The 26,581-nt window shown below is 39.4% G+C and carries 24 protein-coding genes; 2 read left to right on the top strand and 22 right to left on the bottom strand.

The genetic code is table 11. From position 1 onward, the window contains the following. Nucleotides 1-106 precede the first annotated feature (106 nt). The 7 genes from nagE to murQ form a co-directional block, all read right to left on the bottom strand. Nucleotides 107-1,579, bottom strand: a complete 1,473-nt coding sequence (gene nagE, locus ACQKMR_RS18055; RefSeq protein ID WP_427698535.1) for an N-acetylglucosamine-specific PTS transporter subunit IIBC — start codon at nucleotides 1,577-1,579, stop codon at nucleotides 107-109. Between the two features lie 500 nt (nucleotides 1,580-2,079). Beyond that, nucleotides 2,080-3,318 (bottom strand): exo-beta-N-acetylmuramidase NamZ family protein, encoded by a 1,239-nt coding sequence (locus ACQKMR_RS18050; protein ID WP_427698534.1) that lies wholly within the window; start codon nucleotides 3,316-3,318, stop codon nucleotides 2,080-2,082. Nucleotides 3,319-3,330: 12 nt separating this feature from the next. Beyond that, nucleotides 3,331-5,283 carry a glycoside hydrolase family 3 protein gene (locus ACQKMR_RS18045; RefSeq protein ID WP_427698533.1) on the bottom strand — a complete coding sequence of 651 codons (1,953 nt, stop codon included), beginning with the start codon at nucleotides 5,281-5,283 and terminating at the stop codon, nucleotides 3,331-3,333. 471 nt (nucleotides 5,284-5,754) lie between these two features. Continuing rightward, complete coding sequence (locus tag ACQKMR_RS18040; protein WP_427698532.1) at nucleotides 5,755-6,768, bottom strand: MupG family TIM beta-alpha barrel fold protein; 1,014 nt, start codon at nucleotides 6,766-6,768, stop codon at nucleotides 5,755-5,757. Then, nucleotides 6,765-8,132, bottom strand: a complete 1,368-nt coding sequence (locus tag ACQKMR_RS18035; RefSeq protein WP_427698531.1) for a PTS transporter subunit EIIC — start codon at nucleotides 8,130-8,132, stop codon at nucleotides 6,765-6,767. The genes ACQKMR_RS18040 and ACQKMR_RS18035 overlap by 4 nt, the downstream gene beginning before the upstream one ends. A 37-nt stretch (nucleotides 8,133-8,169) precedes the next feature. Next, a complete protein-coding gene (locus ACQKMR_RS18030) occupies nucleotides 8,170-9,027 on the bottom strand; it encodes a MurR/RpiR family transcriptional regulator (protein ID WP_427698530.1) in 858 nt (285 codons plus the stop codon). Between the two features lie 12 nt (nucleotides 9,028-9,039). Beyond that, the gene (gene murQ, locus ACQKMR_RS18025; protein ID WP_427698529.1) at nucleotides 9,040-9,954 is read right to left on the bottom strand and encodes an N-acetylmuramic acid 6-phosphate etherase; all 915 of its coding nucleotides are present in this window, start codon (nucleotides 9,952-9,954) and stop codon (nucleotides 9,040-9,042) included. Nucleotides 9,955-10,369: 415 nt separating this feature from the next. On the opposite strand from murQ, the gene ACQKMR_RS18020 reads away from it, so the two are divergent. After that, entirely contained in the window at nucleotides 10,370-10,549 is a 180-nt protein-coding gene (locus ACQKMR_RS18020) for an H-type small acid-soluble spore protein (RefSeq protein ID WP_427698528.1), read from the top strand. A gap of 412 nt (nucleotides 10,550-10,961) precedes the next feature. Here ACQKMR_RS18020 and ACQKMR_RS18015 read toward each other — a convergent pair whose 3' ends face one another. Next, entirely contained in the window at nucleotides 10,962-11,324 is a 363-nt protein-coding gene (locus tag ACQKMR_RS18015; protein ID WP_427698527.1) for a hypothetical protein, read from the bottom strand. A 216-nt stretch (nucleotides 11,325-11,540) separates the two neighbouring features. After that, a complete protein-coding gene (locus tag ACQKMR_RS18010; protein ID WP_427698526.1) occupies nucleotides 11,541-11,768 on the bottom strand; it encodes a YpjP family protein in 228 nt (75 codons plus the stop codon). A 220-nt stretch (nucleotides 11,769-11,988) separates the two neighbouring features. Here ACQKMR_RS18010 and ACQKMR_RS18005 point away from each other — a divergent pair, with 220 nt between their 5' ends. Further along, on the top strand, nucleotides 11,989-12,114 hold the full coding sequence (locus ACQKMR_RS18005; RefSeq protein ID WP_427698525.1) for a hypothetical protein: 126 nt from the start codon (nucleotides 11,989-11,991) through the stop codon (nucleotides 12,112-12,114). A 90-nt stretch (nucleotides 12,115-12,204) separates the two neighbouring features. On the opposite strand, the gene ACQKMR_RS18000 is transcribed toward ACQKMR_RS18005, so the two are convergent. The 13 genes from ACQKMR_RS18000 to ACQKMR_RS17940 all read right to left on the bottom strand — a co-directional run bounded on the left by ACQKMR_RS18000 (nucleotide 12,205) and on the right by ACQKMR_RS17940 (nucleotide 26,069). Then, a complete protein-coding gene (locus ACQKMR_RS18000; RefSeq protein ID WP_427698524.1) occupies nucleotides 12,205-13,386 on the bottom strand; it encodes an ABC transporter substrate-binding protein in 1,182 nt (393 codons plus the stop codon). A 25-nt stretch (nucleotides 13,387-13,411) separates the two neighbouring features. Further along, entirely contained in the window at nucleotides 13,412-14,119 is a 708-nt protein-coding gene (locus ACQKMR_RS17995) for an ABC transporter ATP-binding protein (protein ID WP_427698523.1), read from the bottom strand. After that, on the bottom strand, nucleotides 14,112-14,876 hold the full coding sequence (locus ACQKMR_RS17990) for an ABC transporter ATP-binding protein (RefSeq protein ID WP_427698522.1): 765 nt from the start codon (nucleotides 14,874-14,876) through the stop codon (nucleotides 14,112-14,114). The genes ACQKMR_RS17995 and ACQKMR_RS17990 overlap by 8 nt, the downstream gene beginning before the upstream one ends. 2 nt (nucleotides 14,877-14,878) lie before the next feature. After that, nucleotides 14,879-15,874, bottom strand: coding sequence for a branched-chain amino acid ABC transporter permease (locus tag ACQKMR_RS17985; protein WP_427698521.1), 996 nt, complete (start codon nucleotides 15,872-15,874; stop codon nucleotides 14,879-14,881). A gap of 1 nt (nucleotide 15,875) precedes the next feature. Next, nucleotides 15,876-16,739, bottom strand: a complete 864-nt coding sequence (locus ACQKMR_RS17980; protein ID WP_427698520.1) for a branched-chain amino acid ABC transporter permease — start codon at nucleotides 16,737-16,739, stop codon at nucleotides 15,876-15,878. 304 nt (nucleotides 16,740-17,043) lie between these two features. Next, nucleotides 17,044-17,127, bottom strand: coding sequence for an AMP-binding enzyme (locus tag ACQKMR_RS17975; RefSeq protein ID WP_427698596.1), 84 nt, complete (start codon nucleotides 17,125-17,127; stop codon nucleotides 17,044-17,046). Nucleotides 17,128-18,583: 1,456 nt separating this feature from the next. Continuing rightward, on the bottom strand, nucleotides 18,584-20,284 hold the full coding sequence (locus ACQKMR_RS17970) for a sigma-54 interaction domain-containing protein (RefSeq protein WP_427698519.1): 1,701 nt from the start codon (nucleotides 20,282-20,284) through the stop codon (nucleotides 18,584-18,586). Between the two features lie 132 nt (nucleotides 20,285-20,416). Next, nucleotides 20,417-20,818, bottom strand: a complete 402-nt coding sequence (locus ACQKMR_RS17965; RefSeq protein WP_427698518.1) for a MaoC/PaaZ C-terminal domain-containing protein — start codon at nucleotides 20,816-20,818, stop codon at nucleotides 20,417-20,419. After that, on the bottom strand, nucleotides 20,815-21,267 hold the full coding sequence (locus ACQKMR_RS17960; protein ID WP_427698517.1) for a MaoC family dehydratase N-terminal domain-containing protein: 453 nt from the start codon (nucleotides 21,265-21,267) through the stop codon (nucleotides 20,815-20,817). The genes ACQKMR_RS17965 and ACQKMR_RS17960 overlap by 4 nt, the downstream gene beginning before the upstream one ends. Before the next feature lie 18 nt (nucleotides 21,268-21,285). Next, nucleotides 21,286-22,050, bottom strand: a complete 765-nt coding sequence (locus ACQKMR_RS17955; RefSeq protein ID WP_427698516.1) for an SDR family oxidoreductase — start codon at nucleotides 22,048-22,050, stop codon at nucleotides 21,286-21,288. A 20-nt stretch (nucleotides 22,051-22,070) separates the two neighbouring features. Beyond that, a complete protein-coding gene (locus ACQKMR_RS17950; protein ID WP_427698515.1) occupies nucleotides 22,071-23,246 on the bottom strand; it encodes an acyl-CoA dehydrogenase family protein in 1,176 nt (391 codons plus the stop codon). 26 nt (nucleotides 23,247-23,272) lie between these two features. Beyond that, nucleotides 23,273-24,424: an acyl-CoA dehydrogenase family protein gene (locus ACQKMR_RS17945; protein WP_427698514.1), complete on the bottom strand. Its 1,152-nt coding sequence runs from the start codon at nucleotides 24,422-24,424 to the stop codon at nucleotides 23,273-23,275. 25 nt (nucleotides 24,425-24,449) lie between these two features. Continuing rightward, entirely contained in the window at nucleotides 24,450-26,069 is a 1,620-nt protein-coding gene (locus ACQKMR_RS17940) for a long-chain-fatty-acid--CoA ligase (RefSeq protein ID WP_427698513.1), read from the bottom strand. Nucleotides 26,070-26,581: the final 512 nt, after the last annotated feature.

The following is a 26,581-nucleotide window of genomic DNA, read 5'->3' as shown; positions in this document are numbered from 1 at the left end:
GATCTCATTCCTGATCGTTGAGTATAATCCTTGTCTAATAATCTCGCAAGTAACCTATTTCTAAATAAAAGATGAAGGATTCCTCGAACAACAAATTATGGGAGCTCTATTGTCTACGAATCTTTTCAATTTCATCCGCTACGAATTGTACCTGTGTACCCACAACGACTTGAATGCTTTGTGGACCAACAATATTAATTCCCGCGACACCTGTTGATTTAATTTTATTTTGATCAACAGCTTCCATATTCTTTACTTCAACTCTCAAACGGGTTACACAGTTGTCAACAGACATTACGTTATCGTCTCCACCTAAGGCTTCATAAATCGCTGTAGCCATCCCAAAGAATTTACTTCCTGTTGACTCAGCATGGTTGCTTGCTTTAGTCTGTGCTCCTCCAACATTAAGATCTTCATCTGTATCATCTTCCCTCCCTGGAGTCATTAAGTTAAACTTTGCGATCAAGAAGCGGAATAAGAAATAGTAAATGACAGCAAAAGCCAGCCCTTGAAGAAGGAGCATAAAAGGTTCATTTGCTAATGGCAATCTTGAACTTAAAACAAAGTCAACAAAGCCTGCACTAAAACCAAAACCTGCTGTCCATTGGAAAGATGCAGCAATGGCTAACGAAATTCCTGTTAATAAAGCATGAACAACAAAAAGTGCAGGTGCTACAAACATGAAGGCAAATTCAAGGGGTTCTGTAACTCCTGTAAAAAATGAAGCAAATCCTGCAGCGAGCATTAATGACGCCACTTGTTTTTTCTTCTTAGATTTTGCTGAATGATACATAGCAAGTGCCGCGGCAGGCAATCCGAACATCATGACAGGGAAGAATCCGGCTTGATACATGCCTGTAGTTCCTTTTGTTCCAGTTCCTGCCCAGAAATTACCGATATCGTTAAGTCCAATTACATCAAACCAGAACACGGAGTTTAATGCATGATGTAAACCCGTTGGTATCAATAACCGATTGAAGAATCCATATAACCCTGCACCTGCAGCACCTAATCCACTTATCGCTTCACCGAAATTAACTAACCAAGAGTAGATGAGCGGCCATACAAAAAATAATATAAGGGAAACTAGTAACATAATAACCGCAGTCAGTATGGGGACCAGCCGTTTACCACTAAAGAAAGCGAGGGCATCCGGCAGCTCGACCTTACTAAACCGATTATACATAGCAGCAGCTATAAGGCCCGAGAGAATTCCGACAAATTGATTTTCTATTTTCTCAAATGCTGGATTTACACTTTCTGCATCAATACCTTGCAGCATAGCTACTGATTCTGTGGCAAGCAATGTCGTTACGACTAGATAGGCTACCAGCCCACTCAAAGCGGCTGATCCATCTTTTCCTTTCGACATCCCCAATGCAACCCCGACAGCAAACAAGATAGACATATTGTCAATGATGGAAGAACCAGCTTTAATTAAGAAAGCCGCTATCGGACTTCCCTCTCCCCATCCTGCTGGATCTATCCAATAACCAATCCCCATTAAAATGGCAGCTGCCGGCAATACGGCTACTGGCAACATCAATGAACGGCCAATTTTTTGAAGATATTTTTTCATCCCGCTTCCCCCCTGACAGTTATTAATTTAGGATAACCCTATACACCTATTAGACAGCGGTTCCTTCTTTTTTAGAACTTTATTTCTTTTATAAACTGTCTATTTCCAGGAAATTCTTTACGTTATGCCCCTTTAATTCTTATAAAAAAAGAGAAAAGTCCTTACAGACTTTTCTCAGACTGTAGACAAACTCGATAAATAATTGAGTTTGTCTACAGTTTTTTTGAGGGGTTGTAAAATTGGAATGTTACTTTCCACTTCAGGCACTCGCTTTCCGCGGGCGGTCCGGGAGCCTCCTCGGCGCCTTTTGCGCCTGCGGGGTCTCCCTTGGACGCGCTTTTCCCGCAGGAGTCTCGCACCATCCGTTCCAATCCACTTTGTTTTAACAAATAGATATAACCGCTTTTGCCTACAGTCTTTTTGGTTGAAACACGTGCTTATCGAGAACGTCTTTAAAGTGAGATTAACCAAGACTTACAGACTTTTCTAATTTCCTCCGGTTATTTATAGAGTAAATACTGTGCGCGAACCTTTTTGAAAGCATCTTGCTCTGGCTGATATACTTTCATAATTTCATTAACAGATGAGCCTTCTTCAATCATCGTTCTCACCCAGTCATTACCTATTAATAGACTGAAATTATTGGCTGCGAGAAATTCGAAATCATCTGGATAAAGATCATGAATGGTCTTTATAATGTGCAGTCCAGTTGGTACAGCCCTAAATTCATCACGATCCGTTACATAGATTTCAACTCCATGGCTAAGTTTACCTGCATACTTTGAAAAAGAAGGTGTAAAAGAGGCAGCCCTAAATTTCACACCGGGCAAACGTAGTGCATTTAATTTTCCGGCAAGTTCATCGCTGTTGATATACGGTGCACCGATTAATTCGAATGGCTTAGTCGTCCCTCTGCCTTCCGAGACATTTGTTCCCTCAATTAACCCTGTAGCTGGATATACAAATGTAGTGGACACTGTTGGCATATTTGGCGATGGCAAGACAAATGGAAGCCCAGTTTCGTCATAATCCATCGAGCGCTTCCAGCCTTTCATTTTAATGACCTTTAAATCTGCACCAATTTTAAACTCTTTATTAAACAAAACAGCGAGTTCGCCGACTGCCATCCCATGTTTAAGCGGAATCGGATACAAACCAACAAATGAGGAGAATTCCGGTTCAAGTACTGGTCCATCTACTGATATCCCCCCTTGCGGATTCGGCCTGTCTAACACGATAAACGGGATGTTATTTTCTTTCGCGGCTTCCATTGCATAAGCCATCGTATAAATATAGGTGTAATAACGCGTTCCGACATCTTGGATATCAAAGACAAGTGCCTCTACACCTTCTAACATTTCAGGAGTTGGCTTTTTCGTTTTACCGTACAAGCTATAAACGGGCAATCCTGTTTTTTCATCTATATAAAATTCAACGCTTGCCCCTGCCTGTGCATCTCCACGAACTCCATGTTCGGGTCCATATAACGCAGTTAATTCAATATCCGGATCGTCATACAGCAGATCAACGATGCTCGTTAATTTGGAATCGATTCCTGTTGGATTTGTAATCAACCCCACCTTTTTTCCTTTAAGTACATCTTTCTCATCTTTTAAAAGAACCTCAATACCAGGCCTGACCTTTTGTTTTTTCTTTTCCTTATCGGCAGTAACACTTTTAGAGGAAACTATATTAAAGGCCAACAGACAAATGGTGAATATAATAAGAATTCTTTTCATTGTGTTTCCCCTCTACTTTTTAATAGGCTTGCCAGATTTAATATCTAATCCATACCCAAATTTATATAGGCTTTCGGATGGTTTTGTCACGGAAGGAATATCCACTGGTAACGTCCCCCTTGGTTTTGATTCTCCAAAGATCGTCGCGATGCCTGCCGGTATATTTGGCTGCCTATACCGTCCATTTGAATATCCTTTAAATCCGTATACAGCCATCACGGCTTTTGCTTCTTCAAAATTGGCAACATCATAAGGGTTTCTTAAACTCATTAACACAAACCCTTTATCTTTTTTCTGTGCATATTTCATGGCTGCTCTTGGAAAGGCTGTTGCCCACTTGCTTGAATCTTGAACGCTGTCATCAATTACTCCATCATTTACAGCCGGATCGTTTTTAACAATATAGGACCCAGTAATGACATAGTCGGCTTCATCAATGAGTCTTGCCACTTCACTAGTGAATGACTTTTCTGAAAAACTCATACCTTTTACTTGGACTTTCTTTATTCTCTTTTGATCAACTAATTCATTGATGCTCCTTGACATAGCTTCAACCTGATCGGCAAAAGGAGCAAGAACTAAAATATTTTCATTTTTCTTAGGTTTGAAGGGCAATGTTTTATCTTCATTTTTCAAAAGAGTGATTGCATCCTCCGCGATTTCCCTTTCTTTTTTCAAATGATTTTTATTACCGACCACTTGAAGAGCCCTTAATATTTTTTTATCAATTGGGGTGTCGGCAGCCTCTTTTCCCGGCTTTAGAATCCCTCTTTTCACTTTTAGCTCAAGTATTCTTGTTACAGAACGATTGACTTGATCAAGCGGAATTTCACCACTTTCCACGGCTTCCTTCACTGCATCGAATACAGTGGTTATATTCTTTTCCATTTGAAGCGAGTTTACTTGTGCAGGCATCAATGCAATATCTACACCCGATTTCAAGGCCAAAACAACAGCATCTTCTTGTCCGAAATTGTCCGCAATGGCTTTCATATTCAATGCATCTGTAACCACTACGCCATCAAATCCCATTTCTTCACGTAAAAGACCAGTAATGACCTTCTGTGACAGTGTTGCCGGGACCATGATTTCTTGTCCGTCTTTTTTACTGATATAAGTAGTATCATCGAATGCAGGAAATTGAACATGTGCGGTCATCATCATATCTACTCCAGCATCGATTGCCTTTTGAAAAGGAACTAACTCTATAGAACGTAAGCGCTCTTTATTATGCGAAACAAGAGGAAGACCATAATGACTATCAACCGCCGTATCTCCATGACCAGGGAAATGCTTAGTCGTTGCTATCATATTCTGACTTTGCAATCCTTTTATGGTTTGAATCCCAAGTTTTGATACAAGGTCTGGATCAGAACTGAAGGAACGGACGCCAATAACTGGATTGTCAGGGTTATTATTGACATCAACAGCCGGTCCAAAATTTACATTTATACCAAGAGAGGACAATTCCTTGCCGATGATTTCTCCAGACTGATAGGCGTAATCCTTATTTCTTGTTGCACCCAGTGCCATATTTCCTGGAAGATTCGTTCCTGTTTGAAGGCGAGTTACGATGCCTCCTTCCTGATCAATAGTTATAAATAGTGGAAGATCCTTGCTCGCATTCTGTAAACCATCTGTCAGCCGTACCGTTTGCTCAGTATCTACAACATTTTCAGCAAACAAGATCACTCCGCCTAAATGATATTTTTCAATGATGCTTTCAACTTCTGAGTTCATTTCTATAAAACCTGTTGCTTTACTTTCTCCTTGTTCTTGCCAATTACGAAAATCTGGCATGAGCATTTGACCGACTTTCTCCTCAATGGACATATTTTCTACGATTGTCTGAACATCCGGCACTGTTTTTTCTTCCGCAAACTCCCTTGCTGAGGTAACTCCACCAAGAGTGGATAAAGCCAAGGAAATAGCTAACCCAGCAGGTGCCCATATTTTTTTATTCATTGTGGCATCCTCCTTTTTACTTTTTAAACTCAAAAGGCTTCCTTAGCAGTAGTGGGTAAAAAGGTTCCCAAGAGTTTTAATCAATATCTGTTTAAAGAAGTCAGTGTATCCTCATGTATCTTCAATGCTTCTTAAGTGTGTCATGATGTGTACTGAATGTTGTTAGCGGTATGATCGTTTTTTACAAATTTCCACACTCTTATGACAATAAAGGCAGCACCTTGAAATCCAGTGGCCACCTTTTTCAATTTCTCATTCACTTTTTTATTCTCCAAGGAAAATTCAGCTCTTTTTCTGGGATCTCAGCTTTCTTAATGACAGAAAATCCTATTGTTGAATCGTTACCAACAATTACAGTTGCTATTTAACACTTCGTGAGCAAGGGCTTCAGTTCATGAGTGTAATAGAGTGTAAGTACTGAAGTGAGTGAAATACTCATCTATTTTCCGTGTATTTCTAAATCTATATATATTATTCTTCACATTTTAGCTTTACGGTTTGACCAGGTTCCAGAAGTGCTAACAAAGGAAGATCTTCTTCTATGACTTGCCCTATCACATTGACTCGATTATTTGCTTCTAAATCTCGCCTGCAAATTTGGATTTCTCCCCGATAGCGCCCATATTCATCATTGTCCATCGTAATGGAACCAAGGCATCGTTCGACAGTATTTTGCGGTTTAACTTGTGTTGTGACACGGGTATGTTGCAGCCGATATACATCCCTTGAAACATCTGGTCGTAAATGGTAAATACCGCTTTGCAAAACGGAAGACTTCACGCGTATAGATAGAATATTCTGATTACTAAAGGCGGATAGGTTCTCAATCAAATCGTTTTCCACACCTTGATCTCCAATAAATACTCCATTCACATGCTGAAACAGTTCAACTCCGGCTGCAAAAGGATTCATAAACCTGTGTTTTTCAAGCGTCGGAAGTCCATCATGAAGGGGTCCTCGCTTACTTCCAGAACCCGGGATAAAAGCAACAATAGGTATCCCATATTTCTTGAACATTCGATTTTGTTTTTGAAAAAATTCTTCCTGGAGACCCGTTTCACGCCTTGGATAGAAGTTATGCCAGGCTATGAGTCTATCAGGTTTTATTCCGCTCCCAAGTACAGCCTTTAGTTCATCTTCCTTTAACGTACTTGCGTTTAGTGAAAGAGAAAATACCTCAGATAAAGATCTTATCGTTTCATAGTCAAACCCATCATCCAAGCGAATTCCCTTAACCCCTAATGAGGATAATTCTTCAAACTTGCTAATTCCTAAATGATTAAGCGTGTTTAATGAGACATCTGCATGGATTTCCATTTCATATGACTCTACAAGCTTTAATAGTTCAACCATTCTTTGTACGTGATCACCTTTTTCTTCAGGAATATGAAGCGAGGTAAATGCTCGCTTCACACCTAAGTTTGCTGCATGAATGATTTGTGTTTCTGCATCTGGGTCTTGTAGATAAAAAGAGATTCCAATCACTTGAATTCAGCCGCCATTTCATCTTTAAATCCAAATAAGTACGTAAAAATAAATCCTGCTCCGTAGGAAATGAATAACCCTGCCAAGAAAAGCACAATTTGGTTTGGATGAACTAAAAAGGTAAGTGGTAATCCAGATACACCGATTGCAGTGGTCGCAATTCCGAAGTGAGCTTGAAATGCGCCTCCTACCCCTGCCCCTAGACATGCCGTTAAGAAAGGACGACCGAGTGGTAATGTCACTCCAAATATAAGAGGTTCGCCGATACCAAGCATTCCTGATGGAAGACCTCCTCCTATCGCTCGCTTTAGGCTTGCTTTCTTCGTTTTGAAATAGATGGCGAATGCCGCACCTACTTGGCCGGCTCCACCCATTGCCAAAATGGGAAGCAGAGGATCGTCTCCAATCGCGTTGATCAATTCAAGATGAACAGGTGTTAAACCTTGATGCAGACCAGTTATGACTAGCGGTAGGAATGTTGCTCCAAGCACAAATCCAGCTACAACTCCACCGAAATCTAATACATTTAATAAACCTGTAGTAATCGTATCCGATAAAAATCCTCCTACCGGCATAAAAACAATGTAAGTGACTATCCCTGTAATAAGTAAAGCGATGGTTGGAGTCAAAATTATATCCAGTGATTGAGGAATGAATTTCCTTACCTGCTTTTCTACCAATGCTATAAAAATCGCGGCAAAAAGGACTCCAATTAACCCTCCACGTCCTGGGAGCAAGTTTTCACCAAATAATGAAATGTCGCCGACTGCCGGATTGATAACCAAGATACCAGCCAATGCACCAAGTGCAGGTGATCCCCCGTATTCCTTTGCCGCATTCGTCCCAACTAAAATCCCAAGGTAAGCAAATAATCCAGATCCGATAACAGTTAAAATAATGGCTAATTGTGAATCTCCCGCAAGCCAGCCCGCTTGAACGACCGCTTTTGTAATCCCTGTAATCAAACCTGAAGCTACTAATGCAGGAATTAACGGGATAAAGATACTCGCAATTCTACGTAAAAATAGTTTAAAAGGTTTTGCATTTTTCCTATCAATCTCTGATTTGTTCTTGGAAGCAGTTTCTTTTAAATTAAAATCTCCAGAAGATGCGAGAAGCTTTTCAAATTCAGCGTACACCTTGTTCACTACTCCTGGACCTAGAACGATTTGAATCGTTTCTTCTTCGATAACACCAAGAACGCCTTCCGTTTTTTTAATTTCATCCATGTTTACTTTTGAACGATCGATTGGTGATACCCGCAGCCTGGTCATACAATGTGCAGATCCTGCAACATTTGATGCCCCACCTAACTTTTCTAATAATTCTCGTGCTAAATCGGCGTGCTTATCCCCCTTACCCATTCAAAAGCCCCCTTTGTCAAAATCTCCAAATGAATGTTCATTTATAATGATCTGTCATCGATTGGATGGCTGCCCGTGTGTTATCAATATATTGGACAGTCTCTTCGTACTGTTCTGACGCCATTCCTAAAAATAAAATATCAATCATATATAACTGTGCCAATCGGGAAGATGTTGCAGCACTTCTAAACGGAGCTTCATTTGAAAAGGATGTATACAGCGATGTGTCACACAAAGAAGATACCGTTGTTTGACCAAAATGAGTCAGGCCGATCGTTTTGACTCCTCGATCTTTAGCAAGCTTTAATATATTGACAACTTCAGGTGTTTCTCCTGAGGATGAAATAGCAAAAACGATATCATTTTCATCCGCATTGGCAATCAGAGTTGCAACTAAATGCATATCAGTAAAAGCAGTTGCCCCTTTGTTGATTCGAAGCAGTTTTTGCTGAGCGTCTGCCGCAACAATATTCGAAGCCCCCACTCCACAAAAGTGAACAGTTTTAGCGTTCAGCAGCAATTTAATCGCATTTTTGAGATTATCGTGATCGATAATTTCAGAAGTGTCACGAATAATCTGAATCGTATTACTAGTTGTTTTATCAACAATTCGATACAGTGATTCTGAAGGCTCAATATCTCGGTAGCCCTGTTCAACAGACTTCATCAAATCACCAGCAATTCGCATTTTCAAATCTTGAAATCCTTTCAAACCGAGAGATTTGCACAACCTTATCACAGCAGCCCCGCTTGTATGGGCAGATGAGCTCAACTCCTGTACAGTGCTATTCACTACCTCATGAGGATTCTGCAGGATATATTCTGCTAGTTTTTGTTCTGATTGTGGAAGCTTGCTTAGCATCGTCTGTATAATGGATAATCCTCCTGTAGCCATTGCTTTCTCTCCTTAATCCTCGCGCATCGAGATGGCTTTTCTGACATCTCCATCCGCTAGTTCTAGTAACTCCGTTGCTTGATCATAATTTGTTGAAGCCTTTATCATTACAATCGCAGTTTTAACTTGATTATTCGCTTTTTCGAGCATTTTCATCGCAAAATCATATTCAACATTCGTGACAGTTTGTATAATGCTTATTGCACGATCCTTCAGTTTTTGATTGCTCACATTTACATCAACCATCAGATTTTCATACACTTTTCCCATTCTAATCATGGTAGCTGTTGAGATCATATTAAGTACCATTTTATGTGCAGTTGCCGCTTTCATTCTCGTAGACCCTGTTACAACTTCAGGTCCGACCTCAACTTCAATTCCAATATTAGCGACTTCCGTGATAATGGAGCTTTTATTGCACGATAAGGCCACCGTTTTTGCTCCTACCTTTCTTGCATAATGTAAAGCTCCTTTCACATAAGGAGTACGACCGCTTGCTGCAATGCCGATAACCGTATCATTAGCTGTAAGATCTACGTTTTTTAAATCTCTTTCCCCAAACTCTTCTTTATCCTCTGCTCCTTCAATTGCTCGAACAAATGCCTTTTCCCCTCCAGCCATTATTCCCAGCACCTTATCCGGTGATGTGCTGAAAGTCGGTGGACATTCCACGGCATCAAGAACACCAAGTCTACCGCTCGTTCCAGCCCCAATGTAGATGAGTCTTCCTCCTTTCATTAACGATTCATATGCAAATTCAACAGCCGTTTTAATATCTGATAAAACCTCCTGTATGGCTACTGCCACTTTTAAATCTTCGTTGTTAATAGCAGTAATAATTTCCAGTGTATTTACACTGTCGATGTTCATGGTCCCTTCATTGCGTAATTCAGTCGTTAATGAACGCAGTTGTTCTTCCATAGACAAATAAATCCTCCTATTATCAATTACTTAAATATAATTTCAATTTATTCTCAATAATCTTGAAATTATATTTCATATTATATTCATTGGTAGCGCTTTCATTACTAAATAACAAGATTTTTTTTGTAAGTTTGGTATTATATTACTTTTTAATGCCTAATTTCATAAAATCATTCTATTATTTCAAAAGAACGCTTACCACGTCATATTATGGCGTATGTAACACCACCAGCCATCAGATGGATTCTTAGAGGATAAACTTTTTTGATAGCACAGTATCTACTCTTATGAGTACTTCGGAATTTTCTTATATTGTAGACGGTGTTATTAGATGATCATTTGCATACCTTTTAAAAAAAGTATAAAATCTTTTACCTTTTCAAATAATAATTAGACAAATAATAAGGGAGGGATTTATGTGGATGTTAATCGTGTAAAACAGATTCTTTCTTCACCATCTGACATTGAGGTTAGATATAATGGCACTTCAGTTTGGATTGATAATGTAAATGAAGATGGAAGAACAGCTACTGTACATCTAAGAGGACCATTAGAGGAAAGGTCAGAAGTCGAAATTGAAGAGCTTAAAGAAATATAAAGAGTTATAAAACACTATCTACCCATAACATCCCGAGAAAACAAAACGGGAATAGTAGCAGCCATACTGAATTAGTATGGCTGCTTATAAATGAAATCGAGAAACATGATTTGAACTGCCTTTGAATTTCATTTCATATTGGGTTCATTGTTGCTGAGAAGGCTTGTAGTTAAATTGAATTGTTGAGGTAAGTTAGGTAATTGTATTAGTGGTTTTTTTGAAGAGATTGGTGGATATGTATTGGTTCTTCACTATTGATTAAAATAAATAAAAATAAGCACACCTATTAAAAAAGTGCTTACTAGAATCATTTATTTAGTTTATATTCATCCTTATTTTATGAATAACCCCCTCTATTTATGAAAAATGCTTTGTTAAATGATAAATGAATTATCGTTACATTTTTCCAACTTTAATCAGACTTTCTTCTATCCAATTTAGTGTCCTTTTTATCTTTTCCCTCTTCTGTCAGACTTCTTGGGAATTCTATCCATTGATCTTTTTCAGGGACTAAATGAATCTGCCCTCTTAATGAATTTAACACTTCCCTGTCCAATAAACGTATCTCTTTATCATTATTAACAGTTACATATATATGCCCAGTATATTCGATTTCTTCAATTTTCAAATTAAAGTGACCTCTGGTATTAGGCCTGCACCAAATATGATTTCCTTTAAGTTTTCGCAAAGAGTGCTCAAAACCTAGCAGTTGTGCTTCCGTTAAATAATAATCTTTGATGTAATACAAATTTTCACTATGTTTTTTATCATTCACATCATTCACATCATACATAAAATGTATAGTTGAATCTTTTCTTATTTTGTTATTTTCGTCGGTCTATTTTGTTGTTTTTCTTTATTGGTCTTACATAAGGTTCTAGCCTTTCTTTTACTAAATATTCAATATTGCTATGATCAAGATTACAACCAAAGGTTAATAAAAAATAGTCTATCATTTACTTCGATCCCCATTTCGGTAATGAATCATGATTTAATTTAATAACCCTTTATGATCACTCCAATCACCTTTTGTATGATAATGCCAATTTGTTGGATTTCCAGATTGGTTTTTAAATACATGGAATCTTAAGTAGGCATTTCCATTGTCACCGTATAACTCAAAAATATGCTCTCCTTGTTTGTTACCATTAGGTGCTGTACTGCTTACTGGTCCTACACGTCTAGAATACCCATGCTTATCATATCCTTTTTTTGCCACTCTCACTAGAGTAGACCGTACTTTCTTATAAAAATCTTTCTCAATCGTCCTTAGGGAAGTAAGGATCCGTCATTTTCAAAAAACTCTTTTACCGAGTTTAAAGAGAAACAATTACACGATACTCACTTTTTGCTATTGTCGCTTTTACTTTATTTTTCTATCGTTCAGGTCCTTTACTAGAAAATAATCATTTCTCCAAAGTACCATAAAGGACCTAGTAATGGATACATTTGTGGAAGAAAGGAAGAAACAAAAAAAGGAACGTGTACTTGGAATCCCTCAACTGGAGGATTCCGGTGCACGTCCAAGAAATACAACAATCTACTATATCAATACACACTTGTAGAATTCCGCCGAACTCTAGCTACTGTTTTTTATGACTGTTTACTTGATTATCAGGGATACTTCACGTGAAAACAGAACTGTCTTTGTTACCTTAACGAATGGGAACTACTTTTCCATCTTCAACCGCTCCAACGACAATTGTAGATGCGAATCCTCCATTCTCATCAATTGTTGGGATATCGTAAATTTTCTGTTCAGCAGAAATATTCGTCAGCCCGTCCTGCATATGTTTACGAATCGCCTTGGCGTCATCTACACTTCCTGCCGATTTCATCGCTTCCACAAAAGTATACATCGCGATGTAATTTAAACCGACTTCGGAGCTAGGATCTTCCTTATATTTTTTTTGATATTTCTCAATAAAAGCTGGCACTGCTTCTTCATCCGAGTTAATAAGTGGTAGGACACCGATTGAGCCTTCCAATGTTTCATATGATCCTGCAATTGGCTTCATTTGATCCAGCTTCGCCTGATCCATAATAATAAAGCCGCCTTTAAATCCTAACTCCCGAGCTTGCTTCGCTACTTTTGCCGTCGGTTCAGACGCACCTCCGATAAACAGTACATCAGGATCCTTTTTCAATGCATTCGTAACAATCGTAAAGAAATCTGTTTCTTTAGCAAAATCAATCGACGAATTATAAACGACTTTACCACCTTGCTTTTTCCAATGAGGGAGAACCGCTTCTGTCCAGTCTTTTCCGTATTGAGAAGAGGTTGGCAAAGCTGCAATTTTTTTACCGAAATGTTCCATTGCATACGTTGTAAACGGTTCGATATATCCTTCATAATTCGGTGGAATTCGTACGGTTAATGAATTTCCGCTTTCAGTAACTGCAGGCTCACTCGTATACGCTCCAATGATAAACTTCTCTTGTTCATTAAAAACCTGCAGCGCCAGGACACCGCCGCTATGCGGAGTAAAAATAATCGGTGTATTATATTCCTGAATTAAGCGTTTAGCATTCGAACCTGTTTCATTCGGTAAGTATTTATCATCCAAAGAAACGAGATTAAGCGTGTATTTTTCCCCATCTACTTCAAACCCGCCATCATCATTGATTTCATTGACAGCCATTTCCACACCATTCAAAGTTCGTTTCCCATACAATGCCGCAGCACCGCTTAACGGACCACTAAAACCGATGTTAACGACATTTCCACTTTTACCTTTTTTACCACTACTTGATGCGGGGCTATCTCCCTTGTTACAGCCAACCAAAGCAGTTACTACTAGTAGCATGAATACAAATAACACTTTCAGTTGTTTCATATAAATATATCCCCCATTCTTTTTTTCATGCTCCAATATACGCTTTCCGTACTTCACCATTAGCCAATAAATCACCCGCTGTTCCTTGAACGACAATTTTTCCATTTTCAAAAACATAACCTTTATCTGCAATGCTGAGGGCAGCATTTGCATTCTGTTCTGCAAGTAGAACGGTGATTCCTTCCCGATTAATTTCTTCGATAACCCTAAACATCTGTTCTACAATCAAAGGTGCGAGTCCAACCGAAGGCTCATCAAGCATCAACAACTTTGGCTTAGACATTAATGCTCTTCCTATGGCAAGCATCTGCTGTTGCCCACCGCTCAGACTTCCTGCATCATCATGATACTTTTCTTTTAAAATCGGGAATAAATGATATACTTTTTCCAAAGAATGCTTGATTTCCGCCTTTTTATTTCGATGCACATATGCCCCCATCCTCAAATTTTCCTGAACAGTCATTTGTGGAAACAGTTTACGTCCTTCGGCACACTGAACAATTCCAGCTTGAACATTCTTATCCGGGGCCTGACCGCCTATAGGACTATTTTGAAAATAAATTTCTCCTTGAGACAGCTTACTGATACCGCTGATGGAACGAAAAGTCGTACTTTTACCAGCTCCATTCGCACCCAATAAAACGACAATCTCTCCTTTGGCAACTTCGATATTCACATGTTTAATCGCAGTAAAACTTCCATAACTGACTGCAACATTACTTAACTTAAGCACTCGCACTACCTCCCAAATAGGCTTTAATCACCGCTTCATTACCCCGGATTTCCTTAGGTGTACCCTCTGCAATTTTTTCTCCGTAATTCAAGACCATGATGTGGTCAGCCAAGCTCATGATCATATGCATTTTGTGCTCGATTAAACAAATCGTAAGACCGGATTGATTTAATTGCTTGATCAGACCTGTCAGTCCTTCCGTTTCATCCGGGTTGATTCCAGCAGCAGGTTCATCAAGAAAGATAATTTCCGGGTCCGTGGCAAGAGCAAGGGCGATTGCTGTCCGCTTCTTTTCCTCCTGCGAAATACTAGCGACTATTTTGTCAGCCACATCCGTTAATCCAACAATCTCCAGCACCTCCATAGCCTTATCCCGACATGCCGCTTCCTCTCGTTTTAAGCGTTTTGTATTTAGAATGGCGTCTACCAAATTCGATTTGGTGCGCAGTCTATGTCCGACAATGACATTATCCAAAACGGTCGATTTATCAAAAAGGCTGGTCGTTTGGAAGGTCCTTGAAATTCCAAGCCCTGCTATTGCATTAGCAGGAAGCTTGGTAATATCAATTCCTTTAAAAAGGACGGTCCCAGAGCTTGGACGATGAAAGCCGCTAATCAAGTTGAAAAAAGTGGATTTCCCCGCCCCATTCGGTCCGATAATAGCATTGATTTTTCCTTTTTTAATCAAAAAATCTACATTATTGACTGCTGCTAAGCCGCCAAATCGCTTTGTCAAATTCTTAGTTTCAATAATCATTTTCATCCCTCCTCAAATTTGATAGGAACATCGTTTCTCAGCACATGCGGCTTCTTATCTTTTCGCTTGATTTTCCAATCAAAGATGGCACCGGCGATTCCACGTGGATAAAAGATGATGATTATTGTAAGCAAAGGTCCGAAGATCAACATTCGATACTCTTGAAGGAATTGCAGATTTTGCGAAAGTATTACGAGCAGTAACGTTCCCACCAACGGTCCCGAAAGTGTCCCAATTCCACCGACTAAGAGATACATCAACAGGTCGAACATAATAGAAGTGGAGCCGATATCAGGTCCAATAAACCGAATGAATGAAGCATACAGGGCTCCAGCCAAACCTGCGAAAAATGCAGAAAGGACAAAGGCCGTCAGTTTATTCTTCATCGTTGATATTCCAATCGTTTGAGCAAGGTCCTCACTATTCCTGATGGCCATATACGTTCTACCTGTTAACGAATGGATAATCCGATACATGACCAAGATCACTGCAAGCAGAAACACAAGGACAAGATAATATTGTGAAGCTGCCGTATCGAATGTTATTGGACCGATATTACTTGGGGCAGGGATGCCAATCAACCCTCTAACTCCCTCCGTCAGTCCCTCCCATTTATCGATGACCAGATATATGATATAGCCAACACATAATGTGTATATGGCAAAAAAGTGTTCCTTTGTTCTCAATGCTATTAATCCGATTAGAAATCCAATCGCACATGTGATCAAACAGGCCCCCACAAGAGCTAGCCAAAAATTCATTCCAGCTTTTACCGTCAGCAGACCAAGTGAGTATGCACCAATTGCAAAAAATCCAGCATGAGCAAGCGAGAGATAACCAGTGTAGCCTGATAACAAATTGATTCCGTAAACAGCAATCGCCCAAATGAATGAGAGTGTTAACATATGGAGATAATAGTCGTTTTGACCGATAATAGGGAATAAAAATGCTAGGATGATAAGAACAATAATTCCATTTCGTTTCGTCAAAATCTTCATACTACCTCTCCCCCTTAGCAAAAAGGCCCGTCGGTTTCACTGTTAAAATTACGACTAAAAGAACAAATGCAATGATGTCTTTATAATCATTTGAAATATAAGTTGCTCCCAGGCTCTCACTGAAACCAAGGATATACCCTCCGACAATCGCCCCTGGAATACTTCCCATTCCTCCCAGAATGATAATGACGAATGCCTTCAGAATTACAAGATGTCCCATTCCCGGGAAAACAAGGTTAATCGGTGAAGCAAGAGATGAGGCAATGGCAGCTAAGCCACCCGATATCATGAAGGTCAGCATAGCAACTTTGTTGATATTAATCCCTACAAGTGAAGCTCCTTCACGACTTTGGGACATCGCTATGATCGTTGAACCGGTATACGTTTTCTTGAGGAAAAGATAAAGCAATATCATCACTAAGATAGCCGAAACGATAATCAACAAGCGCTGCAGCGTAAACGTCAAACCCATGATGTTTACGACTTGACCGTAAGGAGAAGTCATTGTATGGAAATCGGCGCCCCAGACAAATTGCGCAAAGGCTTCAAGAAAAAGAAGGATTCCGATTGCCGCAATTTTATCGTGCAACGGCGGTGCCTCCCTTAACAAGCGGAACACGAAACGTTCCAATAGAACACCCATCAAACCAACAACAATAACGGATACAAACATAGCAAGCCAATAATTAACGCCATATAATGTCATCATTGATAATGTGATGTACCCGCCCAACATATAGAGAGCTCCGTGGGCAAAGTTTGGGATATGCAAAATTCCATATACAAGCGTCAATCCCAGTGCAACTAGACTATAAACGCTTCCAATTGTCAAACCATTAAAAAGCTGCTGGATTAAAATATCCATTTACTTCCTCCTTCTTATTTATTGAATTTTTATCACACTACTCGGTTCACAATCATAGCCATGCCTTGAAACCTATCCATTCTAAAAGAGAAAGGCAACTTATTCATTTATCAAACTATTCCTTTTATCAATTTCTTCCTTAATGAGCAGTCGTTTCAGCATTTTACCAACAGCATTACGTGGCATGGTTGACTTGAAATGCCTTTGGTACTTTATAATGGGTTAACAATCGATATCAATGACATCTCAAAGCTTCTAAATGGATATCTCTGCCCTGCTTGGCGACGACAAAGGCTTTAACTTTTTAACCACTTGTTCCATCCGGGATGCCAACAACGGCAGCTTCCGCCACATCAGGGTATTCATACAGAACTTTTTCGACTTCCAGCGGATTAATAGAAAAGCCATACCCAGTATAGTGCCTTCCATTCTGGATGGCTTGACTTGTCCCCCCACTTTATGAAAGTTTCCTCTCATAACATGGACCACGCACTATCAAAATCCCTACACAATAGACTGTAGCTCTTCAACGAACTCATTGACGATATTAGATTCGGTTAACGACAAAGGAATTCCAATACTGACTACTTTTCGTTCGCCCGGAAACAGGTTGCGATAAGTGGATGAAGATGCCTCAGTTAAACCGTAGTCTTCATTAATTTTTATATTTGTTAGCTTTTCAAACTGTTATTACACCGCAGGGGACAGCGGGGCTGAATCAAATAAACAGAGCTTTAATGTATGCAAAGAATTGTGAGTATCACCGAGTTCTTTGATTAAAGAGTTATACATTTGGGGTATTCGAGGAAAAATGGTCACTTTGACCCGTTTAGCCTGAAACCTGGGCTAGATGACATTGGCAGCACAAAGCATAACAGCCAGGTTTATCGTGATAGTCATCATATACACATGATAAAGCGGAGAAGCCGTCATGATTACTTCCTCATCGAACCGAATCCCCGATTGAAAAAACTTTGGTTCTGAATCACATTGGCAACTAAATTATTATGGGATAGTTCCACACCTCTTATCTGTCAGAAAGTCCAGACTGTATACTGAATCACAGCCATACAAACTTTTGGTTTATAGTTGCTTCTTGCGAAGGAGTATGGATAAGGTCATCAAGATATTCAAAAGGCAATGTGAGTTTTATTTCTTTATTTTCACCCCTACATATATACGTGGGCTAGCAGTAGCTGAAAAACGCCCATCATGTTAACGCTTTCATTTCTGGTGACTAAGTATTTCAAGAAAGTCTTCTTGAATCTCTCGCATTTCTCTATCCGTACATAATGGGTTGATTGGTATGATGATCATTCCTAGTTTAATAGCAGCCCCAGGCTTATGCCAAGCAGTTGAAGGACCATCCACAAATCGTCTCAAATGATGATAAGTAATCATTTGTTCTTTATAATAAATGTCTGCCGGTCCCCAAACTTCTTTACAGTGTTGGAAAGCATTCTGTAAAAGTTGATTTTAGGGATATTCGCAGAATTCATCATCTGTGAATAACCGCTTTCCATTGGGCGGTCCACTGGATCGTTCAATTATCTCACCTCACACTTTCTACATTGAAATTCCGTAGATTAATTCCTTATTAATTATGCAAGAGCTGTGCCATAGTTAAATACAGTGATTTTGGCTATTCCAAAGTCCCTGAAAATTCATTATTGAATCAAATAAATGAAAAAAGAGGTCCTATATGCGATTGTCACCATTCACTTTTGACTGAAAAAATCATTTTTGAATTAAATTAGGTCAATGAAGACCTAAAATAAAGATAGTCCCTATTATAACGACAAATAGTAAGAGGGGATTTCCGAAAAACAGAAATCCCCTCTTACTTACCTATCCTTTTCACTAACCTTTAATTGATATTTTTTAAGTTTTCTCACAATAGTCGCCTGACTCGAGTCCAGGGCTTCTGCGATTTCATATGTAGTTTGGTAGGTTTGCGCCGCTTTTGTTAATATTTCCTTTTCCGCTCTTTCTACCGCTTCTTTTAAAGTAAATGTGGCTTTATGGTTAGAATGATTCTGATTTAGCTGCTGATATTCTTCCGGAAGATCGCTAAGTGAAAGTAATTGATTATTGGTTAGGACTACGAGCCTTTCCACTATATTATTCAATTCACGGACATTTCCTGGCCAATCATATTGACAAAAATATCCTTTCAATCTCGAATCTATTTCTTTCGAGAATTTATATTGTTCGTTGGCTTTTGTTAAAAATAAATCCGTCAATGCTAGGATATCTTCTCTTCTTTCCCTTAAAGGAGGAATCGTTATTGGTATGACATTCAGCCTGTAATAGAGATCTTCGCGGAATTCACCTGCTTTAACCATTTCCAATAAATTGCGGTTCGTGGCTGCAATTATTCGAACATCGATTTTTTTAGGCTTCGTTCCTCCGATTCTTTGAATCTCCCTTTCCTGAAGTGCCCTAAGTAGTTTTACCTGCAGCTGTAGGGGAAGCTCACCGACTTCATCTAAAAATAGAATCCCACTCTCAGCCAATTCAAACATCCCTGGTTTCCCTTTTTGATTAGCACCGGTAAACGCACCGCCCTCATATCCAAAGAGTTCGGATTCCAATAAATCCGCCGGAATTGCCCCGCAGTTTATTTTGACGAAATCTCCTTTTTTAGATCGAATGCTCCGGTTGTAAATATTACGTGCCAGCACATCTTTTCCAACACCCGTTTCTCCTAAGATCAGTACTGTCGCATCAATATCCGAGATTCTTTCAGCAATCTCATAAATCATTTTCATCTTGTCACTGACAAAAACGACCCCATCCTGACTTGTAATCTTTCGCAGTTTTTCAATTTCCTGCTTATATTGATTATTCAATTCATTAACTTTCGTCAATTCATGCATCAGTTCATTTAAATCTGACAAATCACGTATATTCGTAACGACTTGTTCAATTTCTCCTTCTTCATTAAAAACGGGACTTCCTGTAATTAATGTTTCTTTTCCAGCAAAATTATCCTGTACGACTGAAACCGTTCTCCTCAGCTTTACAACCTTATGTGTCACCGAAGTATTCAAAATGCCTCGTTTTATTAATTGGTCCACGGATTTGCCGATATAATACTCTTTCGGAATGCCAGTAATCCGTTCAATCGCTGAATTTGTGTAAAGAGTAATGCCATTTTGATCAGTGATATAAATCCCATCATAGGAATTTTCAATAATGGCATCAAGAGCGCGATTCAATTTTTCCGATTCATGTGCATCAACCAATAAATTATCCAAAAATTGTGTTTCATTGCCTACATAAAGAATATTGCCATTATCCAATTGTGTCATAAATAAAAATAAATACCTTTTGTCATGCAGGCGCGCAGCTGCCATTCTATTATCATCGAGAAATTGCCACTCTTCAAATTGTTCGGTAAGTAGTTCCTTCCCATTCTGTCCTATCCGATCATTAAGGTAACTGCTCCAACCCCTAATCCGGTATTCAGAATCTACGACTAGAGCAGGAAAGATCCACTCTTTGAGAAAATTAATCTGAGAATCCTGTTTTACTTGATTCATTAATAATATTCACCGCCGCAATATGAATTCTTATTTTAGTACAATTCTGGATAGATTTCTAATCTCCTTTAATATTGTCGAATTTTAATCCTAAAAAAGTAGTGATGAAATAAATTTCACCACTACTTTCCTTTAATATGTCCTAATAATAACCTCACCACTGATCGCTTCCTTACCATATTGATTGATGGCTGATACATTGAAATAATACTTATCTTCCTTTTTCTCTTTTAAATCTGCTTGAAGGGTGATAACATCATTCAAGAAAACCATACCTTTGAAACGAATCTTGTATTCTTCGATGAACCCGATTTCATATAGATTACTGAAAATCTTTGCGAGGTTTCCCATCGTCCACATTCCATGTGCAATTATCCCTGGCAGACCAGCATTTTTTGCTTCTTCATCAATCGTATGAATGGGATTGAAATCACCTGATGCCCCTGCATACTTAATAAGATCCAAACGTGTTACAGGGTCAAGCTCTATCGAATGTAACGAATCGCCAATATGCAGTTCGGTTAATGTCGTCACTTGCTCATCACCATCCTTTTTATCGTTTCATTGATAATGACAAGTTGTTCAGCAGTAAAAACAATTTCTCCATTTACATCTGTCCCGTAATTTTTAAAGGCTAGGAATCCCATCTCCCCTTGCTTTCCTTTTTTCTCATAGTAGTCCTTCACTTCTGTGTAACAGGTAATTTCTTCTCCTACCCTCAGCGGGCGGTTATAATGATATATCTGCTCTCCGTGTATCAAGCCTTTATTTGGGAGGTTTAAGCCTTCAATCGTTCCAAAATCAAAGACTCTTGGAAAAGTAGGCGGCGCAATATTCGTACCATACCTTGATTGCCTACCTTTTTCTTCATCGATGAAAATCGGATGCGGATCACCAATCGCTAACACAAATTTTTTAACGGCTCCCCGTTCAACTAGATTTTTAACCGGTTTAGATTGTTTTCCAATACTTTCATTGAACATATCATCCCGCCTTTACACTTAATTTTTTGGACCACCCGCAACATATAGAACTTGCCCACTAACGAAAGATGATGCTTCATCAGCGAAAAATGCAACAGCATTAGCAATGTCACTTGGCAAACCGCTTCTAGCAACCGGAATACTGTTTGCCCTATCCTGGATAAATTGTTCAAAACTCACTCCCATTCGCCGTGCTGTTTCTTTCGTCATTTCGGTTTCAATAAAACCAGGTGCTACCGAATTAGCCGTTATTCCATATTTACCAAGTTCAATTGCGAGTGTTTTTGTTAACCCCTGCAATCCCGCTTTTGCCGCTGCATAATTAGCCTGACCGCGGTTACCGAGTGCCGAGGTGGATGATATATTAATAATTCTCCCATATTTGTTTTCAACCATATACTTCTGAGCGGCACGAACCGCATTGAAGGTACCTTTTAGATGCACGTCCATTACTGTCTGCCAATCTGAATCTGTCATTTTAAAAAGTAAATTATCTCGAATGACTCCCGCATTATTCACGAGAATATCTAGCGAACCGAACGTTTCAGCTATTTCTTTTACTGATGCTTCTACCTCTTCTGAATCTACCACATTTGCTATCTTTGTAAAAATGGTATGGCCTTGATCCCTTAGTTCATTTCCTGTTGAGGTTAAAACTTCCTCATTGATATCTATGATAGCAACCTTTGCGCCTTCACTTGCAAATAGTTCTACGATTGCTCGGCCAATTCCCCTGCTTCCACCAGTAACTAAAGCGGTTTTCCCTGAAAATCTTCCTGTCATATTCTTTTCCTCCTAATCTATTATAAAAATTGTCCTAATTTAACATGTCCTTTAATTAAATTCCGTGAAATAATCATGCGCTGTATTTCATCGGTCCCATCATATATTCTCCAAAGTCTTGCCTCACGGTACCAGCGTTCAATTGGAAGTTCCTTCGTATAACCCATGCCCCCATGTATTTGCAACACCCGATCAACGACCCGATTCCCCATATTTGCTCCATAGAGCTTAGCCATAGAAGCTAGATGACGATTGTCTTCTCCATGATCAAGTGTGTAGGCTGCATTTAACACAAGCCACCTTGCAGCTTCGATTTCAACAGCCGAGTCAGCAATTTGCCATTGAATAGCCTGGCGCTCTGCAATTGGTTTACCGAATGTGACGCGTTCTTTTGCATAATCTATAGCCATTTGTAGCAATCTTTCTGAAGAACCGACAGCCCGTGCCCCTACGATCCATCTTGCAAAACCTATCCACTCAAGGCCAAGTTTATAACCGCCATGCACTTCTCCTAGTATATTTTCCTCGGGTACCCGAACATTATCGAAAACTAAACCCGCCGGTCCCCATTCTCCCATCGTGTTAATATACTCAGATTTCCAGCCCATGTTCCGATCTACGATGAAACAGGTGACCCCTTCTGTTCCAGTTTCTTGATGAAGTTCTTTATCGGTAACAGCAATGACCATGACGAAATCGGCATCATTTCCACCTGTAATGAAAGTTTTTTCACCATTCAACACCCACTCATTTCCATCTTTTATAGCAGTCATTTTAATATTTCGAGTATCGGACCCTGCTCCTGGCTCTGTCATGGCAAAACAGGATTTTTTCTCCCCATTAATCGTAGGAATCAGGTACTTCTTTTTCTGTTCTTCGTTTCCATAATAAAGAATATTGTCCGCAGAACCGCCAAAGCTGAAAGGTACAAACGTTTTTGATACTTCCATCAAGACGATTGCCATCATCATCTGCCCTAAGTCGGCCCCGCCATACTCCACTGGCGTATTAATGCCCCAGAACCCTGCTTTTTTTGCTTTTTCCTGTAATTCTATTAATTTCCCTTCAGGTAAACTAGGTTTTCCTGCTATTTCGTTGCGAAGTACTTCATTTTCCAAAGGAATCAATTCATTTTCCACAAACTTGCGTATTGTTTTTTGTACCATTTTTTGTTCATCTGATAAACGTAAATCCATAATAATCCCTCCATTTTCTCAATAAACTATTTTTGATATTTTTTCTTTAATTGTCCTGTAATGATATTTTTCTGGATTTCGGACGTTCCTTCATAAATTCTAGTAATTCGTGCATCCCGATAGAAACGTTCAACTGGATAATCCTTCATGTATCCCATCCCGCCATGAATTTGAACGGCCTTATCAGCGACCCTATTATATACTTCCGAACCATACAGCTTCAGCATTGCCGCTTCTTTAATAATTTTCTCTCTTTGATCGACCATCCATGCAACCCGGTATGTGAAAGAGCGGAGCGCTTCTATTTCCATCGCCATTTCAGCAATCATATGCGATACTGCTTGATGATCGATAATCGGAACATCAAATTGTTCACGTTCAGTAGCATAATGGGTCGATAAATCAAGCAGGTATTGGCAGGACCCCAAATTTCGTGCGGCAAGTCCCGCCCGGCCATTTGCAAGGATTTTTAATGCATTTACATAGCCTTTTCCAACTTCCCCTAGTACATTTTCCACCGGAACCTCGCAATCTTCAAAAACCAGTTCGGCAGAATGTGAACCCCGAAGTCCCATTTTCCTTTCAATGCTACCAATATGAAAACCTGGGAACCCCTTCTCTACAATGAATGAAGTGATTCCTTTTGCTCCTTTTCCCTTATCCGTTACAGCCATAACAGTAAAAATATCGGCCACATCTGCATTGGTTATATATTGCTTAGTCCCATTAAGAATATACTTTTCTCCGCTTTTGACAGCAGTCATTTTTAGGTTCGTCGCATGAGATCCAGCAGCAGGCTCAGTTAAAGCGAAAGCGCCAATTTTATTTCCACTTGCCATATCTGGCAGGTACTTTAGCTTTTGCATTTCATTGCCCATTTCTACGATTCCGACCGTACCTATACCAGTATGAGCACCAATCAGAGTGGTATATCCATTATGTGTTTTACCGATTTCTTCATATAAAGCACATTTCCCTACCATTCCAATTCCTAGCCCGCCATACTGTTCTGGAATACTGAGTCCGAATAGTCCGATTTCCTTCGATAAATTGATGATGGATTCCGGGATATGATCATCTTCCTCTATCTGCATTGAAAATGGTTCGATTTCTTCTTCGATAAACTGCCGAATATTTTCTTTTAAAAGCAAGATGTCTTCATCTAAGCGGAAGTCCATTTGCATTCCCCTTTTTATCTATGAATTATTTGTTAACGCTTTCATCTTTTGCAAAATAAGCAGTTATATGTTTTTCCTTAAGCTTTCGTTTTAAAATTTTACCTACAGCCGTTTTGGGAAGTTCACTTTGAAACGTGATTACTTCCGGTATTTTAAAGGCTGCGAGCTGTTTTCGGCAGTATACATTCAGTTCCTTTTCCGTTATCCATTCATTTGGCTTTAGAACAACGGCTGCATGCACGGTTTCACCACGATATTGATCGGGAACACCGAATACCGCTGCTTCAAGTACCTTTGGATGACTGTAAAAAACCTCTTCAATTTCAATTGGGTAAATATTAAACCCGCCTGCGATAATCATTTCCTTCTTGCGTCCGACAATGTAAAAGAAGCCATCTTCATCCATCTTTGCGATATCTCCGGTATATAGCCATCCGTTTTGAATCGCCTGCAACGTTTCTTCTGGCATGCCCCAATACCCTTTCATCACCTGAGGTCCCTTAATAACCAATTCTCCAGGCGTATCAACCAAAAGGGACGGCTCACCTGTAATACTGTCAATAATTGCGGCATCTGTATTTGGGATAGGAATCCCAATACTTCCGGGTTTTTGGAGGCCTATAACTGGATTTCGATGTGTCACTGGTGAAGCCTCAGACAAACCATATCCTTCAGCAATCATCGATCCGCTTACTTCGTTAAAACGTGACAATACATTTAGAGGCAATGGAGACGAACCCGAAGTGCATGTTTTTAAAGAACGCAAATCAAAAGGATGTGACTGGTAATATTGTAATAAAGCAATAAACATCGTCGGCACAGCTGGGAAAATAGTCGGTTTGAGCTTATTAATAATATCAACTATCTCTGCCACCTCAAACCGAGGTACTATAATTAAATTACCTCCATTATAAAACGTCAGATTCATAGCTGAAGTCATACCATATACATGAAATAGAGGAGCAACGGCAAGTACCCTTTCCTTCGCTTTTTGAGTATTGATTTGTGAAGTAGCCGCGCTTTGCAGGGTGTTAGCCACTATGTTTCGATGTGTTAGCATCGCACCTTTTGAACGCCCCGTCGTTCCTCCTGTATATTGGAGGACAGCAACATCTTCACCAGGTTCAATTGGAACAGTAAAATCTTCCTCTATTACTTTCATAAGCCTTTTTGTCAGCTCACACCTGCCATTTTCCATAGACACGCTTATTGTCTTTTCAACACGTGTTTCTGGTAATATCGCTTCTACCGTGGGATAAAGCTTATCGAGCACAATGATGTGTCTTGCACCTGAATCTTTCAGGACATGTATCAATTCGTTTGCCTTATACATTGGATTGATTTGGACAATGATCGCACCATTCAAAAGCGTTCCAAAAAAACTAATCGGATATTGCGGGCAATTGGGTAACATAAGAGCCACACGATCTCCCTTTTTAACCCCATCATCAGCAAGTAACCGGGCACATCTTTTCACTAGCTGCCCCAACTCATAATATGTATACGTTTGATCCATAAACGTAACAGCTGTTTTATCTGGATACAGTCCAACTGATTGGTAAAATAAGTCTGTTAGTGACATTTCAGGTATATCAATTTCCATTGGATTTCCGGACGGAATATGCTTGTTCCAAGGTCTATCCATTAGTCCTCCCCTTTCTTCATTCGAAAAATAAAGAAGTCATTCTAATAACATGCAAGGAGTGTGCCAAAAATAAATTGTTCTGGTGCATAGATTCTATAAGCATTAGAATTCATAATTGAATTATTTGTTGTCTGGATAAGATTATTAGGTTGCTAGAACAAGGATTTAAAATTGACTCAATAAGTCATTTTTGATTTAAGAATATAGCCCGAAAAAATAAAAATTGAAGTTGTTGTAAATAATGGATTATTATCAGGAGATTATTTTCTGGTCGATGAACATGATACATAACCGGAACCCTAAGTTTATTTGTTTTATTTGCTTTTCATCATAACAAACTAAATAAAAAGGATGCTGATTATTGTCAGCATCCTTCAGACTGTAGACAAACTCGATGAAAATCGAGTTTGTCTACAGTTTTTTGAGGGTTTTAAAAATCCGAACGTTGATTTCCACTCCAGGCACTCGCTTTCCGCGGGCGGTCCGGGAGCCTCCTCGGCGCCTTTGCGCCT

The organism is Peribacillus sp. NPDC096540 (assembly GCF_050278525.1).
Taxonomy (GTDB): Bacteria; Bacillota; Bacilli; order Bacillales; family DSM-1321; genus Peribacillus.
Note: the sequence above shows the minus strand (reverse complement) of the source record. Positions and strands in the feature narration are given on the sequence as shown.

What these genes read in the sequence shown, in the direction of transcription:
- ACQKMR_RS17940 (WP_427698513.1), bottom strand. Translation starts at nt 26,069, where the DNA reads ATGGATAGACCTTGGAACAAGCATATTCCGTCCGGAAATCCAATGGAA.
- ACQKMR_RS18005 (WP_427698525.1), top strand. Translation starts at nt 11,989, where the DNA reads ATGGATACATTTGTGGAAGAAAGGAAGAAACAAAAAAAGGAACGTGTA.
- ACQKMR_RS17985 (WP_427698521.1), bottom strand. Translation starts at nt 15,874, where the DNA reads ATGAAGATTTTGACGAAACGAAATGGAATTATTGTTCTTATCATCCTA.
- ACQKMR_RS18045 (WP_427698533.1), bottom strand. Translation starts at nt 5,283, where the DNA reads ATGAATAAAAAAATATGGGCACCTGCTGGGTTAGCTATTTCCTTGGCT.
- ACQKMR_RS18000 (WP_427698524.1), bottom strand. Translation starts at nt 13,386, where the DNA reads ATGAAACAACTGAAAGTGTTATTTGTATTCATGCTACTAGTAGTAACT.
- ACQKMR_RS17980 (WP_427698520.1), bottom strand. Translation starts at nt 16,739, where the DNA reads ATGGATATTTTAATCCAGCAGCTTTTTAATGGTTTGACAATTGGAAGC.
- ACQKMR_RS17945 (WP_427698514.1), bottom strand. Translation starts at nt 24,424, where the DNA reads ATGGACTTCCGCTTAGATGAAGACATCTTGCTTTTAAAAGAAAATATT.
- ACQKMR_RS18030 (WP_427698530.1), bottom strand. Translation starts at nt 9,027, where the DNA reads ATGGCTACAGGAGGATTATCCATTATACAGACGATGCTAAGCAAGCTT.
- ACQKMR_RS17950 (WP_427698515.1), bottom strand. Translation starts at nt 23,246, where the DNA reads ATGGATTTACGTTTATCAGATGAACAAAAAATGGTACAAAAAACAATA.
- ACQKMR_RS18035 (WP_427698531.1), bottom strand. Translation starts at nt 8,132, where the DNA reads ATGGGTAAGGGGGATAAGCACGCCGATTTAGCACGAGAATTATTAGAA.
- ACQKMR_RS17960 (WP_427698517.1), bottom strand. Translation starts at nt 21,267, where the DNA reads ATGTTCAATGAAAGTATTGGAAAACAATCTAAACCGGTTAAAAATCTA.
- ACQKMR_RS18050 (WP_427698534.1), bottom strand. Translation starts at nt 3,318, where the DNA reads ATGAAAAGAATTCTTATTATATTCACCATTTGTCTGTTGGCCTTTAAT.
- ACQKMR_RS17955 (WP_427698516.1), bottom strand. Translation starts at nt 22,050, where the DNA reads ATGACAGGAAGATTTTCAGGGAAAACCGCTTTAGTTACTGGTGGAAGC.
- ACQKMR_RS17990 (WP_427698522.1), bottom strand. Translation starts at nt 14,876, where the DNA reads ATGATTATTGAAACTAAGAATTTGACAAAGCGATTTGGCGGCTTAGCA.
- nagE (WP_427698535.1), bottom strand. Translation starts at nt 1,579, where the DNA reads ATGAAAAAATATCTTCAAAAAATTGGCCGTTCATTGATGTTGCCAGTA.
- ACQKMR_RS17970 (WP_427698519.1), bottom strand. Translation starts at nt 20,284, where the DNA reads ATGAATCAAGTAAAACAGGATTCTCAGATTAATTTTCTCAAAGAGTGG.